The organism is Massilia sp. IC2-476 (genome assembly GCF_020707295.1).
GTDB lineage: Bacteria > Pseudomonadota > Gammaproteobacteria > Burkholderiales > Burkholderiaceae_D > Telluria.
Window position 1 is genome coordinate 388,302 of the sequence record NZ_JAJFER010000002.1, and the last position, 14,321, is coordinate 402,622.

At 65.3% G+C, this 14,321-nt stretch carries 14 protein-coding genes; 7 read left to right on the top strand and 7 right to left on the bottom strand.

Annotated elements, in window-relative coordinates; translation table 11 throughout:
* Positions 1–44: 44 nt before the first annotated feature.
* From LK539_RS06630 to LK539_RS06640, 3 genes are all read left to right on the top strand, one after another.
* Complete coding sequence (locus tag LK539_RS06630) at positions 45–1,784, top strand: bifunctional UDP-sugar hydrolase/5'-nucleotidase (RefSeq protein ID WP_227800121.1); 1,740 nt, start codon at positions 45–47, stop codon at positions 1,782–1,784.
* Positions 1,785–1,804: 20 nt separating this feature from the next.
* Positions 1,805–2,866 carry a S1/P1 nuclease gene (locus tag LK539_RS06635; protein WP_227800122.1) on the top strand — a complete coding sequence of 354 codons (1,062 nt, stop codon included), beginning with the start codon at positions 1,805–1,807 and terminating at the stop codon, positions 2,864–2,866.
* Positions 2,867–3,122: 256 nt separating this feature from the next.
* The gene (locus LK539_RS06640; RefSeq protein WP_227800123.1) at positions 3,123–3,983 is read left to right on the top strand and encodes a MipA/OmpV family protein; all 861 of its coding nucleotides are present in this window, start codon (positions 3,123–3,125) and stop codon (positions 3,981–3,983) included.
* Positions 3,984–4,053: 70 nt separating this feature from the next.
* Here the strand turns inward: LK539_RS06640 and LK539_RS06645 are convergent, their stop codons facing one another.
* The 7 genes from LK539_RS06645 to LK539_RS06675 form a co-directional block, all read right to left on the bottom strand.
* Positions 4,054–4,407: a hypothetical protein gene (locus tag LK539_RS06645; RefSeq protein ID WP_227800124.1), complete on the bottom strand. Its 354-nt coding sequence runs from the start codon at positions 4,405–4,407 to the stop codon at positions 4,054–4,056.
* Positions 4,408–4,604: 197 nt separating this feature from the next.
* On the bottom strand, positions 4,605–5,570 hold the full coding sequence (locus tag LK539_RS06650; protein WP_227800125.1) for an ABC transporter permease: 966 nt from the start codon (positions 5,568–5,570) through the stop codon (positions 4,605–4,607).
* Between the two features lie 6 nt (positions 5,571–5,576).
* The gene (locus LK539_RS06655; RefSeq protein WP_227800126.1) at positions 5,577–6,668 is read right to left on the bottom strand and encodes an ABC transporter permease; all 1,092 of its coding nucleotides are present in this window, start codon (positions 6,666–6,668) and stop codon (positions 5,577–5,579) included.
* The gene (locus LK539_RS06660) at positions 6,665–8,194 is read right to left on the bottom strand and encodes an ABC transporter ATP-binding protein (RefSeq protein WP_227800127.1); all 1,530 of its coding nucleotides are present in this window, start codon (positions 8,192–8,194) and stop codon (positions 6,665–6,667) included. The genes LK539_RS06655 and LK539_RS06660 overlap by 4 nt, the downstream gene beginning before the upstream one ends.
* A 124-nt stretch (positions 8,195–8,318) precedes the next feature.
* Positions 8,319–9,320: a BMP family protein gene (locus tag LK539_RS06665; protein ID WP_227800128.1), complete on the bottom strand. Its 1,002-nt coding sequence runs from the start codon at positions 9,318–9,320 to the stop codon at positions 8,319–8,321.
* Positions 9,321–9,683: 363 nt separating this feature from the next.
* Positions 9,684–10,649, bottom strand: coding sequence for an alpha/beta hydrolase (locus LK539_RS06670; RefSeq protein ID WP_227800129.1), 966 nt, complete (start codon positions 10,647–10,649; stop codon positions 9,684–9,686).
* Between the two features lie 136 nt (positions 10,650–10,785).
* Complete coding sequence (locus tag LK539_RS06675; protein ID WP_227800130.1) at positions 10,786–11,328, bottom strand: DUF2231 domain-containing protein; 543 nt, start codon at positions 11,326–11,328, stop codon at positions 10,786–10,788.
* Positions 11,329–11,649: 321 nt separating this feature from the next.
* Here LK539_RS06675 and LK539_RS06680 point away from each other — a divergent pair, with 321 nt between their 5' ends.
* From LK539_RS06680 to pcp, 4 genes are all read left to right on the top strand, one after another.
* Entirely contained in the window at positions 11,650–11,952 is a 303-nt protein-coding gene (locus LK539_RS06680; RefSeq protein WP_227800131.1) for a YciI-like protein, read from the top strand.
* A gap of 70 nt (positions 11,953–12,022) precedes the next feature.
* Entirely contained in the window at positions 12,023–12,727 is a 705-nt protein-coding gene (locus tag LK539_RS06685) for a DUF969 domain-containing protein (RefSeq protein WP_227800132.1), read from the top strand.
* On the top strand, positions 12,724–13,677 hold the full coding sequence (locus tag LK539_RS06690; RefSeq protein ID WP_227800133.1) for a DUF979 domain-containing protein: 954 nt from the start codon (positions 12,724–12,726) through the stop codon (positions 13,675–13,677). The genes LK539_RS06685 and LK539_RS06690 overlap by 4 nt, the downstream gene beginning before the upstream one ends.
* Positions 13,677–14,321, top strand: a complete 645-nt coding sequence (gene pcp / locus LK539_RS06695) for a pyroglutamyl-peptidase I (RefSeq protein ID WP_227800559.1) — start codon at positions 13,677–13,679, stop codon at positions 14,319–14,321. The genes LK539_RS06690 and pcp overlap by 1 nt, the downstream gene beginning before the upstream one ends.

Genomic DNA, 14,321 nt, shown 5'->3' on the forward strand with positions numbered 1-14,321 from the left:
GCAAGGGCCTGTTTTTACATCCAACCTCCAGTATTGACATCGATATGACGACCGACTTCCCGCGTGCCCCGGCACGGCTTTCCCGTGTCGCGCTGGCGCTTGCGCTTCCCCTGGCTGTCTCCGGCTGTACCTGGCTCGGCGCCGTCGCCAACTATTCCACGCAATCGGGCCGCAACGCGGTTGCGAACGACCCTGTCACGATCAACCTGGTTGCCCTGAACGACTTCCACGGCAACCTGGAACCCAGCCGCTACACCCCGACCAACGCTGACGGCAGCAAGGCGAGCCCGATCCGCGCCGGCGGCGCCGAGGCGGTGGCAGCCGCGCTGCAGGCCTGGCGCAAGCAGGACAAGGACCTGCTGTTCGTCTCCGCGGGCGACCTGGTCGGCGCCAGCCCGGCGATGTCCTCGCTGTGGGCCGACGAGCCCACCATCGAGGCGATGAACATGCTCGACCTGCGCGTGTCCGCGGTCGGCAACCACGAATTCGATGCCGGCCGCAAGGAACTGCTGCGCCAGCAGCACGGCGGCTGCGATTCGCCGCGTCCGGACAAGGCCTGCCAGATGGCCAAGGATTACCGCGGCGCGAACTTCACCTACCTGGCCGGCAACGTGGTCGACAAGGCCACCGGCCAGCCCTTCATCCCGGCCTTCAGGATCATCGAAGCCAAGGGCATCAAGGTCGGCCTGGTCGGCGTGGTGCTGCAGGACACCCGCTCGGTGGTGATGGCCTCCGGGATCGCCGGCCTGGAATTCGGCGACGAGGCGGCGGCCATCAACCGCGCCATTCCCGCCATGCGCCGTGAGGGCGCCGACGTGGTCGTGGCCCTGGTGCACCAGGGCGGAAGTACCAAGGAAAGCGCGATGACTCCCGGCTGCAGCCAGCTCAAAGGCCCGATCGTCGACATCGTGAAAAAGCTCGACCCGGCCATCAAGCTGGTCATCACCGGCCATACCCACGAGGGCTACCTGTGCAAGGTCGACGGCCGTACCGTGACCCAGGCCTCGTCCTATGGCCACCTGCTGACCCGCATCGCCATGAAAGTGCAGAAGGGCGTGGGCAGCGTCGGCGAGATCAAGGTCGAGAACGTCCTGATGAAAGCGGGCGACTTCCCGGCCGACGAAAAGATGGTCGCCTTCATCGCGAAGGTCAAGGAAAGCAGCCGCGCAGCCCTGAATCGCCCGGTGGCGCGCCTGGCCGCGGCGCCGGTGTTGAAAAAGCAGAACGAGGCCGGCGAAGCGCCGCTTGGCAACCTGATCGCCGACGCCGTGCTGGCCGCGACCCGCAACCTGGGCGCCCAGATCGGCTTCATGAACGAAGGCGGCATCCGCAAGGACCTGGAAGCGGGTGTGGACAATGTCGCGTCCTTCGGCCAGACCCAGGCCGTGCTCCCGTTCGGGAACACGCTGGTGGTGATGGACCTGACCGGCGCCCAGATCCGCACCCTGCTCGAGCAGCAGTGGCGTTCGGCATCCAGCAACGGCTCGATGCTGCAGGTGTCCAATGGCTTCAGCTATACCTGGGACGAGAAGCGCCCGGCCGGTAGCCGCGTCACCGCCGTCACGCTGAACGGCAAGCCGCTGGAAGCGAACAAGACCTACCGCATCGTCGCGAATAACTTCCTGGCCGAAGGCGGCGACAACTTCCCCGAATTCGCCAAGGGCGGCAATCGCCTCGAGACCGGCCTGATGGACCTCGACGCCTTCACCGACTACCTGCGCAAGACCGAGGGGCAGGGCGCCGCGCTGGCCCCGAGCGCGCCACGCATCATCAAGGCCCAATGAGCCTTCAACCAAGGATGACCATGAAAAAACTCGCCTGTGTACTCGCGCTGACCGGCGCCTTTGTATCGTTCGACGCCGCGGCCTGGGGCCGTGACGGCCACCGCGCCGTCGGCGCCATCGCCGACAAGCTGCTCAAGGGCTCGAACGCCCAGAAGCAGATCCAGGCCCTGCTGCTGCCGGGTGAATCGCTCGAGTCGATCGCCAACTGGGCCGACTGCGTCAAGGGCAGCTATTGCGGCCCGCAGACCCAGGAGATGGTGGACTACGTGGGCGGCAATCCCAAGCACAGCGAGTACCACTACACCGACGTTCCGTTCCAGCTCGAGAAGTACCATGACCACGGCGTCGGCACGGCCGACGTGGATATCGTCCAGACCCTGAAGCAGTGCATCGCGGTCCTGCAGGGCAAGACCGACCCAGCCCTGAACCCGCACAAGTTCACCAAGCGCCAGGCCCTGATCCTGCTGACCCACTTCGCCGGCGACATCCACCAGCCGCTGCACGTGGGCGCCGCCTTTGTTTCCAAGGACGGCAAGTTCGTGGTGCCGAAGACCCATGCCGAAGTCGACGAGACCGCGATCTTCGATTCGCGCGGCGGCAACAACCTGCTGCTGGACGACGCCAAGGTGAGCGCGCTGGCCGATGGCCTGATCGGCCCGGGCGAACCGGCCCCGGTGCGCGAAGGCGTCCCCAAGGCCCTGACCAAGCCCTTCCACTCGTACTGGGACAGCACCACGGTGGACTACGCCTTCCGCCGCATCAAGACCAAGACCCCGGAGCAGTTCGCGGACGCGGCCATCGCCGGCAACCCGCAGGTGGCCAAGGCCAAGGGCGACCCGATCACCTGGCCATACCAGTGGGCGGACGACGCCCTGGTGGTGGCCAAGCTGGCCTACCAGGACGTGATGCCGGGCAAGCTGACTCCGCAGACCAGCAAGAAGGGCGAGACCTACTACACCTTCGCACTGGAAGTGCCGCAGAACTACCCAGTGCCGAGCTCGGCGATTGCGAAGACCCAGCTGATCAAGGGCGGATACAACCTGGCGGCGGTGCTGCAGGCGATTTTCCCGGAGAAGGGTTGATTGTCGGCGGCTTCCTTAGACCGCAAAAGTAGTTTGCACCGCCAGAAGTAAGACCGTCATCCCGGCGCAGGCCGGGATCCAAGTTCGCTGCGCAGAGTTACGTTCACACTGTGCTACAGAATTGGATCCCGGCCTTCGCCGGGATGACGTTTACGAGCAGGCGACTTTCATCAAAGCTGACGCTGCTCAGCGTGCGCGGCGCGTCCACTCCCTGGTCTTGGATAGAATCCGCTTCACCGGAACCTACGCCAAGACCATGAGCCCTCTCCTTAAGGCCGCCTGCTGCGGCTGCCTGATCCTCTCCAGCGCCGCCAGCGCCCAGACCAGCCCCGAGCGCAAGCTCCCCCTATGGGAAATCGGCGTCGGCGCCGCCGCCATCTCGACTCCGTCCTATCCCGGCTCCGACGAGCGCGAATCGCGCCTGCTGGTCTTCCCCAACATCGTCTACCGCGGCGAGATCCTGCGCGCCGACCGTTCCGGCGTCAACGCGCGCGTGTTCCGCAGTGACCGGGCCGAACTCGACATCGGCTTCGCCGGCGCCTTGCCTTCAGACTCGGACGATGTCGACGAGCGCGCCGGCATGCCGGATCTCGGCCCGCTAGTCGAATTCGGTCCGCGCCTGAAGTTGCGCCTGCTCGAGCTCGGCAACAATCGCCGCCTGCGCGCCGAATTCCCGCTGCGCGCCGTGATCGAGGCGCGCGGCGGCCTGCATCATCGGGGCGCCACTTTCGAGCCGCGCCTGGCCTACGAGATGGCGGGCGAGCGCGGACTATGGACGCTGGAAACGAATCTCTCCGTCGTGCTGGGCGACCGCCGCATCAACCGCCACTTCTACGAGGTGGCGCCGCAGTACGCGACGGCCCTCCGGCCCGCGTACCTGGCCGATTCCGGCCTGATGGCGACGCGCCTGGGCCTGTTCGGCTCTCGCCGCATCGACGAGGACCTGCGGGTGTTCGGCTATCTGCGTTTCGAAAGCTACAAGGGAGCGGCAAACCGCGACAGTCCCCTGCATGTGAAGGACAGCGGGGTATCGGGAGGAATAGGGGTGATGTGGACCTTCAAGCGTTCCATCCGCCGCGCCAGCGGGGCGGAGACGGTGGATCCGGCGATCCAGTAAGCGCCGTGCGGGGCCGCACGACGCTCCCATGAAACCCGGGGAGCGCGCGGCTTCCCGGGTCGGTGATGGCTTACTTGCCGGTCGACTTGCTGTCCTTGTGCGAGGACTTCTTGTCGTGCTTGGCTTGCTTGTCCTGCTTGGTGTCGGTCTTGTCTGCCGGAGTGGCCGGGGTCGCCGGGGTGGCCGGGGTTGCGGCAGTAGCCGGCGAAGCCGCGGTTGCCGAGGTGGCGCCGGTGCCGCCCGAGGTATCGGTGGTCGAGGCGGCGGTATCTGCCGAAGTTGCCGGGGTAGCCGGCACGGCCGGGGTAGCGGCGGTGGCCGGAGTCGCCGGGGTGGCCGGGGTTGCGGTCGTAGGCGAGGTGGTCTGGGCGAATGCCGAGGTAGCCGACAGAGCGACGATCAGGGTAGCAAGTGCTTTCTTCATGGATAAATCCTTTCCGGTTCGGTTCTGGCGTACGTTTATCGTGTCACCTGAGCAATCAACGGCTCGCCGATGAGCCTTGTTGACGGCCTTTACAAAGGCTTACGGTAGTCACATTTGCTAACAACCATGGCAACAAGCGCTGGCTGGAGGCAAAAAAATGGCCTGCGGAAGCAGGCCATTCTTGAGAGTACTGAAACTCAGCGTGACTTGACGAAGGGTCGTCCCAGCGCCTTCGGCGCCACCGACTTGGCCATCAGGCCGGCCAGCACGACCACGGTCAGCACATACGGGATCATCTGGATCAGCGAACCCGGGATGCGGCCCACGACCGGCAGGTCCACGCCTTCGATCTGGATCTGCACCGCGCCGAAGAAGCCGAACATCAGGCAACCCAGCACCGTGTGCAGCGGACGCCAGTTACCGAACACCATCGCCGTCAGCGCCAGGTAGCCGGCGCCCGCCGACATGTCGCGCAGGAAGAAGCCGCTCTGGACGATCGACAGATAGGCGCCCGAGAACGAGCACAGCACGCCGGCAATCAGCATCGCCGTATAGCGCGTCTTCTGGACCGACACGCCGGCCGCATCGGCCGCATGCGGGTTCTCGCCGCAGGCGCGCAGGCGCAGGCCGAAGCGGCTGTGGTACAGGGTCCAGTGCACCACCGGCAGGAGCAGGAAGGCGAGGTAGACCAGTACCGAATGGCCGCCGATCACGTGGCCGTACAGCCAGCCGATGAAGGGGATGCTGTCCATGGCGGCGGTGCCCGGCAGGATCACGTCGGCCAGGCGCGCTTCGCCCAGGTCCGGCGTGCGGCCGCCCTGCTGGAAGAAGTACTGGGCGACCACGAAGGTCAGGCCGCTCATGGCGATGTTGATCGCCATGCCCGCCACCAGCTGGTTGCCCTTCTGGGTGATGGCGACGAAGGCCTGCACCAGCGCCAGGGCGACCGAGGCGAGCATGCCGGCAGCGATGCCGAGCCACGGGTCCTGGTAGGAGTAGGCGACGCCGGCGGAGACGAAGGCGGAGGCGAGGATCTTGCCCTCGAGGCCGAGGTCGATCACGCCGCTGCGCTCGGCGAACAGGCCGGCCATGGCCGCGAAAATCAGGACCGGCGCATTGCGGATCGTCGAGACGACGATACTGGCGAACTGGAAGTCTTCCATGGCGTATTAACCTTTACGAGCCTTAGTTGCATTGATCAGTTTCAGGACCGCAGGCGCGTACAGGTTCTCCATCGCGCCGCAGAACAGGATGATCAGGCCTTGAATGAAAATGAAGGTCTCTTGCGGGATGTTCGGCTTTTCCAGCGACAGGTCGAAGCCGCCCTGGATCAGGGCGCCGAACAGCACCGAGGACAGGAAGATGCCGACCGGATGCTGGCGGCCCATCAGCGCAATCGCGATGCCGACGAAACCGGCGCCGGCCGGGAAGTTCAGGCTCAGGTAGTGAGTCGAGCCGAGGATCGAGTTGACGGCGGCGAGGCCCGCCAGGGCGCCCGAGATCAGCATCGCGACGATGATGGTGCGGCTGATGCGCACGCCGGCGTAGTGGGCGGCGTGCTGGTTCAGGCCCGTGGCCTGCAGCTTGTAGCCCCAGCTCGAGCGCGACATCACGAGGCCGTAGATTACCAGTGCGAGGATCGCCAGCAGGAAGGAGATGTTCAGCGGGGTGTCGCCCATGGCCGGGAACCAGTCGAACAGGCGCGGCATCCAGGACGCTTCGCTGAAGGTACGGCTGGCTGGGTTCTGGTCGCCCTCGGGGATGAGGTACTTCACGATGATGAAGTTCATCAGGCTGGCGGCGATGAAGTTGAACATGATGGTCGTGACCACCACGTGGCTGCCGCGCTTGGCCTGCAGGTAGCCGGGCAGGAAGGCCCAGCCGGCGCCGAACACGGCGCTGGCGATCATCGCCAGCGGAATCAGGAGCCAGGGCGAGAGCGAAGCGTCGAATGCGAGCATCGCCAGGGTTAGCCCTAAGCCGCCCAGGTACATCTGGCCTTCGGCGCCGATGTTGAACAGGCCCGCCTTCATCGCCACCGAGACCGCGAGGCCAGTGAACACGAAGGTGGAAGCGTAGAACAGCGTGTAGCTCAGGCCTTCCGGATTGATGACGGCGCTGTTGATCAGGATCTGCATCGACTCGACCGGGCTCTCGCCCAGCAGGTGGATCACCAAGGCCGCGACCAGCAATGCCGACAACAGGTTCAGGATGGGCAGGACGAAGCCGGATGCCCAGCGTGGGAGTTCAGTGGTTTTCATGATTTGTGCATCCCGCCCATCAGCAGGCCGATGCGGGTGGTATCGAATTCTTCAACATTCAGTTCACCGGTGATGCGGCCACCGGAGACGACCACGATGCGGTCGGCCAGCGCGCGCACTTCTTCCAGCTCGGTCGACACCAGCAGGATGGCGACGCCTTCGTCGCGCAGGCGCAGCAGCTGGGTGTGGATGCTCTCGATGGTGCCGATGTCGACGCCGCGGGTCGGCTGGCCGACCAGCATCAGTTTTGGTGCGGCCGACACTTCGCGCGCGATCACGACCTTCTGCTGGTTACCGCCGGAGAGAAGACCGATACGCAGGTCCGGGTTCTTCGGACGCACGTCGAAGGCTTCGAGCAGGTGGGCGCAGCGCTTGGCGATGGCTTCGAAGTCGAACAGGCCCATCTTGTTGGTAACGCGGTCCTGGTAGCCGAACACGGTGTTCTGCATGACCGAGAAATCCTTGATCACGCCGTCGCGCAGGCGGTCTTCCGGCACGTGGCCGATGCCGAGGTCGCGGAATTCGGCCGGCAGGCCGTCGGCGTTGGAGCGACCGGCATAGGGCAGTTCCTTGCCGAGGAATTCGACGCGACCCGACGTCGGCAGGCGCATGCCCGACAGGATTTCCATCAGTTCGCTCTGGCCGTTGCCCGACACGCCCGCGATCGCGACGATCTCGCCGGCGCGCACGGTGAGGTCGATGTCAGCCAGGAGCTTGACCTTCTGCTTGTCTTCCAGCTGCAGGTTCGAGACCTGCAGCACCGGCGCGCCCGGATTGAAGGGCTTGCGCGGCAGGTTGCCCTCGATCGGGCGGCCAACCATCATGTTGGCCAGCTGCTCCTTGGAGGTCTCGGCGGTGCTCACCGCGCCGACCACGCGGCCGGCCCGCATCACGGTCACCTGGTCGGTGATCTCCATGATCTCGCCCAGCTTGTGGGTGATCAGGATGATGGTCTTGCCCTGTTCCTTGAACAGCCGCAGGATCTCGAACAGCGAGGCGGTTTCCTGGGCGGTGAGGACGGCGGTCGGCTCGTCCAGGATCAGGATCTCGGCGCTGCGGTAGATCTGCTTGAGGATCTCGACGCGCTGCTGCGCGCCCACCGACAGGTCGTGGATGGTGGCAAGCGGGTCGACATCGAGGCGGTAGCGCGCGCAGATCTCGCGCAGCTTCGCTTCGGTTTCCTTGCGCTTGGCAGCCAGCTTGAATCCGCCCTCGGTGCCGAGCATCACGTTGTCCAGCACGGTCATGTTCTCGACCAGCATGAAGTGCTGGTGGACCATGCCGATGCCGAGCGCGATCGCTTCCTGCGAGGAGCGGATCTGGCGCTCCTGGCCGTTGATCAGGAGCTGGCCGCTGTCGGCGTGATAGTAGCCGTACAGGATGCTCATGAGGGTGGACTTGCCCGCGCCATTCTCGCCGATCACACCGTGGATCGAGCCTTTGGCGATCGGGAAGCTGACGTCAGCGTTCGCCTGCACGGCCCCGAAGGCCTTGCTGATGTTGCGAAATTCTACGGCTGGCTGCATTGCGATCAGAGTAAATGGTTGGTGGTGCGCATCGATGATGCGCAATAAAAAGCCTGCATTTCATTCAAAAGCGCGCCGGACCGGGTTGACCGGCGCGGCGCGCTTTTTCATGGGGATAGGTGAATCAGACCGGGCAGCTGCCTGCGGTACGGTAGTCGACGACCTTGATCTTGCCGTTGATGATGTCGGTGCGCACGGCGTTCACGCGCTTTTCCATCTCCGGCGTGACGACTGCGCGGTTGTCCTTGTCCAGGACCCAGTCCACGCCGCCTTCCTTCAGGCCCTTGTAGGTGACGCCACCCTTCCAGGTGCCGTTCTTTTGCGCCATGAAGGATTCGTAGATGGCGTTGTCCACGCGCTTGACCATCGAGGTCAGCATGTTGCCCGGGTGGAGGTAGTTCTGGTTCGAGTCGACGCCGATCGCCAGCTTGCCCTTGGTCTTGGCCATCTGCAGCGCGCCCATGCCGCTGCCGCCGGCCACCGCGAACACCACGTCGGCGCCGCGGTCGAACTGCGCACGCGCCAGCTCGCCGCCCTTGGCCGGATCGTTCCAGGCCGCTGCGGTGGTGCCGACCATGTTCTGCATGATCTCGACTTTCGGGAACTGGGCCTTGGCGCCCTGGCTGTAGCCGCAGGCGAAAGCGCGGATCAGCGGGATGTCCATGCCGCCGACGAAGCCCAGCTTCTTCGACTTGGAGGCCATGGCGGCGGCGACGCCGACCAGGTAGGAGCCTTCCTGTTCCTTGAACATCACCGAGTTGATGTTGTTACCCTGCGCGATGCTGTCGATCAGCACGAAGCGCACGTTCGGGAATTCCTTGGCGACCTTTTGCACTGCCTGGGTCTGCGAGAAGCCGATCGCCGCGATCAGGTCGACCTTCTTGCGCGCGAGGCCGCGCATCACCTGTTCGGCCTGGGTGTCGCTGTTGGCCTGGACTTCCAGCACCTTGATGCCGGTTTCCTTGGTGAAGCGCTGCAGGCCTTCGAAGGCCGACTGGTTGAACGATTTGTCGAACTTGCCGCCCGCATCGTAGACCATGCCCAGCTTCGGCGCGGCCGGTGCTGCAGCTGCGCTGCCGGCGACGCACAGCGCCGCAATGGTCATGGTGAGTTGCTTGAATTTCATGAATGAGGCTCCTGGAATTTCGGTATTGTACCCGGCCCAACCGTAGGCGAGGAACGGGCTGCGCAAGCTGCATCGCCAACGGCGCCGTAGAGCCTGGCAATGCGATGCGCATTGTGTCAGCCGGACGGCGCCCGAGGGGTTACGATTTGTATCGCGGTGGTGATTCTCTCGACAGGCCTTGCTGCATGTAGCTTGATTGCAACAGGCCCGGAGGCGAACACCGCCGCGACGCCGCGCTTTCTCAGGAATCTGGATGCTCGCAGCTCAGCCTGTCAAATATGCATCAAGCGACAGTTTGATGACAAATACCATTTTACTTGGCAATTTATTCCAAGGAAATATAAGTGCCGCCAAAACGCGGGATTATTTTGCGATTGCGCTCAATGCATCGTCGGCGGATGCGGTCGCAGGCAGGGTGGTCGTGGCAACGGGCTCCGGCTTGGGACCAACTTCCTTGCCCACTTCGGCCACGACCTGCGGCGCGTCGCCGGCCGGCAGTTGCGGCGTGGCGGCCGGCTTGGCGAACTGGCGCGTGAGGAAACTGGCGATCAGGGCCTGGGTCGCTTCCAGGTAGGGGATGTTCATGTGGTCCGAGCCTGGTACGGTGTCGTCGCCCACCAGCGTGGCCAGCTTCTGCACCAGCTGGTCGGTGTGCGAGTGCGGCACCACGTCGTCTTCAAGCGCGCGCAGCACGTAGGTCGGGGCCTTGAGCGAGGGCGCGTACTTGATCGACTCGAAGCGGTGGCGCAGCATGTACTCGATCGGCATCACGCGGAAGCGGCGCTTGGCGATCGCGAGGATCGAATCGTAGGGCGTGATCAGGACCACCGAGTGCACCGGCCGTTCCTTGGCCACCTGCACCGCGACACCCGAGCCCAGGCTGCGGCCGACCACGGCGATGCGGGCGGCGTCGACCTGGCCGAGGGCGGCGAGCCAGTCGAACAGGGTGCAGCCGTCTTCGATCATGTTGATTTCTTCAGGCACGCCGTGCGACTGGCCATAGCCGCGGTAGTTCATGACCAGCACGGTCATGCCCGGGAACAGCTTGCCGGCGTCGCGCGCGACCCAGGACACTTCCTCGGAGCGGCCGCCGAAATACATCACGGCGGGACGCGGGCCCGGCACCAGGGGCGTGAGCAGCCAGCCGCAGAGGCGGGTGCCGTCCTTGGCGCGCAGGACGATCGGGCGGGTGCGGTGCCCGGTGCTGCGCGGGCTTTCCACTTCCGGGGTGATGCAGGGGTTGAACACGAGGCGGCGCTGGTTGGCCGCCACGGCGGCCGTCAGGGTCAACCAGAGAAAGCTGGCGAAACCCGTAATCCCCGCTGCCATTTTCTTTGAAGTGTCCATGGTTCCAGTCTACCCCTGCCGCGAACGTTTGTTCTGTGCGGCACTTCGCTCAGTGGATAGCGTTACTGCTGAGTAGCGGAACAGTTGGCTTATTACAACAGCAAGCGGGGAAAGGCGCTTATTCCGGTGCGTGTTTCGTCGATGGGCCGGCGGTGACGTACTGTTCGACGTCGGTCACGGTGTGGTCGATGCGGACCTTGTCGGCGTCGGTATGGACGCCCGCTTCGGCGTGTTCGGTGCCGCCCGTGCCCGTGTCGTTCGACATGCGCTTGCCCAGGTATTCCGACGCCAGCACGCCGGCCGCGGACAGTGCCGTCAGGGCCAGCGAGCCGCCGCGCGCATGGCTGCCCTGGCGCCGCAGCACCAGGTTGGCCGCGCCCACCAGCAGCGCCGCACCGGTCAGCGCAGCATGCAGCTGGCCTTCGCGTTTGGCCTCGGCCGCCTGCGGCTTCTCGGCCACGTAGTCGGCCACGCCGGCCACGCTGGCCGCCAGCCCGCCGACGATGCCCGCGCCCATGCTCAGGTAGGAGGCTTTTGCATAGTCCTCGTCGCCGGTGGCGCTATGCATGGCGTCGAGGATGAAACCGAAGGGAATGAGAATGGCCGGCGCCGCGCTCAGGACCGAATGCAGAGGTTGGCCGGCAATGGTGATCTTGTTCATGGCGTGCTCCATGCGTTGGTTGCTGTCGGGATGAGTGTGGCATAGGGCGGAGGAGGGGAACGCACGCTTGGGTGGTTCTGTGCACGACGCAATCGTATCTACTGCCGCTAACCTCAAAACCGTCATTCCCGCGCAGGCGGGAATCCAAGTTCGGCGCGCATCACTAAGGCAAACCTAATCAATACGCACGCAAACTTGGATTCCGGCCTTCGCCGGAATGACGATTCAGAGGCTAACAACGGGAGTAGACGCCGCCACTATTCATCCTGATCAAGTAAGATCGACATTCCGGCCAACGGCCCTCAACCCATTGGAGCCTCCGTGCACTACCTCCTCATGTATGACCTCGCCCCCGACTACCTCGAACGCCGCGGCGAATTCCGTGACGAGCACCTGAAGCTGGCCTGGGAAGCGCAGCAGCGCGGCGAGCTCGTAATTGCCGGCGCATTGGCCGACCCGAGCGACCACGCCGTCCTGATGTTCAGCTGCGATACGCCCGAACCGGTGCAGATGTTCGCCGCCAAGGACCCCTACGTCACCCACGGCCTGGTGCGCGCCTTCCACGTACGCCAGTGGAATACGGTGGTCGGCGACGACGCCTTCAACCCCGTCCGTCCCGGCTGAGCTTTCCAATAGTAAATTCGGACTAGACTTGCGGTAAGATTGCCCGGCTTTCAACTGAGCCGGAGAGTTCATGCAAACTGCCGTCAACCTGTGGCCGCTGCTGGGTGTCGCGGTCATCGTCGCTGGCTTCCTGCTGCGCGCGCATCCCGTGCTGGTGGTGGTCGCCGCCTGCGGCGTCACCGGCCTGGCCGCCGCGATGCCGGTAGAAGCCATCCTTGCTTCGCTCGGCGCCGCGTTTGTGAAGACACGCAACCTGCCGCTGATCCTGCTGCTGCCGCTGGCCACCATCGGCCTGCTGGAGCGCTTCGGCCTGCGCGAGCGCGCCCAGGCGGCGATCGCGAAGGTGAAGTCGGCTACCGCCGGACGGCTCTTGATCGTCTACCTGTTCGCGCGCGAGACGTCGGCCGCCGCCGGCCTGACCAGCCTGGGCGGCCATCCGAACATGGTGCGTCCGCTGGTCGCGCCGATGGCCGAAGCCGCGACCGAAACCCGCTATGGCAGCCTGCCCGACGCGCTGCGCCACCGCATCCGCGCGATGTCGGCCGCCACCGACAACGTCGGCCTGTTCTTCGGCGAAGACATCTTCGTGGCCTTCGGCGCCATCGTGCTGATGCAGACCATCCTGAACGCCGAGGGCATCGAGGTGAACCCGCTGCACATCGCGCTGTGGGGCATTCCGACCGCGGTTAGCGCCTTCATCATCCACGCCTGGAACCTGCGCCGGTTAGACGCGCGCATCCGCCGCGAGATGGCCGCGGGAGAAAAGGCGGCATGATCACGCTCGAACACTTCTATGTGCTGGTCGGCCTGCTGTTCGTGGCGGTGGCCGCGATGAACCTGGTCGACCGCAGCAATCCGCGCCGCTTCAGCACCGCGCTGTTCTGGGGCCTGTACGCGCTGCTCTACCTGGCCGGCGAGCGCCTGCCGCCTGCGCTGGTGGGCGCCTTGATGATCCTGATGGCGCTGGTCGCCGGCTTCAAGGGTGTCACCGCCGGCAAGGCGGCCGTGCTGCCGGAAGAAGAACGCCGCGCCGCCAGCGCGCGCCTGGGCAACCGCCTGTTCATCCCGGCGCTGCTGCTGCCGCTGGTGACCATGCTGGGCGCGACCCTGTTCAAGGACGTGCAGGTGGGCGGCTTGCCGCTGCTCGACCAGAAGCACCTGACCCTGGTCAGCCTCGGCGTCGCCGCGCTGGTGGCGCTGCTTGCCGCCTGCTGGCTGACGCGTTCCACCCCGCTGCAGGGCGTGCGCGAAGCGCGGCGCCTGGTCGATGCGATGAGCTGGGCCGTGGTGCTGCCGCACATGCTGGCCGTGCTCGGCCTGCTGTTCACCGAGGCCGGGGTGGGCAAGGCGGTGGCCCACGTGACTACCTCGTACATCGGCCTGGATTCGCGCTTCGTCGCGGTAGCGGTGTTCTGCATCGGCATGGCGCTGTTCACCATCGTGATGGGCAACGGCTTCGCCGCCTTCCCCGTGATGGCGGGCGGCGTCGGCATTCCGGTGCTGGTCGGCGTGTATGGCGCCAACCCCGCAGTGATGGCGGCGATCGGCATGTTCAGCGCCTATTGCGGTACATTGATGACGCCGATGGCGGCGAACTTCAACATCGTGCCGGCCGCGCTGCTCGAGCTGCCCGACAAGAATGCCGTGATCCGGGCCCAGATCCCGACCGCGCTGCCGCTGCTGGTGGCGAACATCTTCCTCTTGTACTTCCTGATGAACCAATGATGAAAACTGTCCTGCTCACTGGTTTCGAACCCTTCAACAAGGCGTCAATCAACCCGGCCTGGGAGGCCGTGCGGGCGCTCGAAGGCTGGAGCGGCGAGGGCTTTCGGGTCGAAGCGCGCCAGCTGCCTTGCGTGTTCGACGAGGCCAACCGCGTGCTGGCCGCATTGGTCGACGAGCTGCAGCCCGACATCGTGATCGCCGTCGGCCAGGCCGGCGGGCGCGCCGAGATCTCGGTGGAGCGGGTGGCGATCAATGTCGACGACGCGTCCATCCTCGATAACGCCGGCCAGCAGCCGGTCGACCGCGCCATCCGCGCCGACGGACCGGCGGCCTACTTCACCACGCTGCCAATCAAGGCGATGGTGGCGGCGATGCGCGCGAAGGGCTTGAAGGCAGGAGTGTCGCAAACCGCGGGCACCTTCGTGTGCAACCACGTGTTCTATGGGCTGATGCATCACACGGCGGGCAAGCCGGTGAAGGCGGGTTTCATCCACGTGCCCTACCTGCCGGAGCAGGTCGAGGAGCGGCCGGACGATCCGCCGGCGATGGCGCTGGACGACATCATCCTGGGCATCATGACGGCGGTGGAGACAGCGACCAGGGTGGAACGCGACGTGGCGCAGGCCGGCGGGGCGACCCACTGA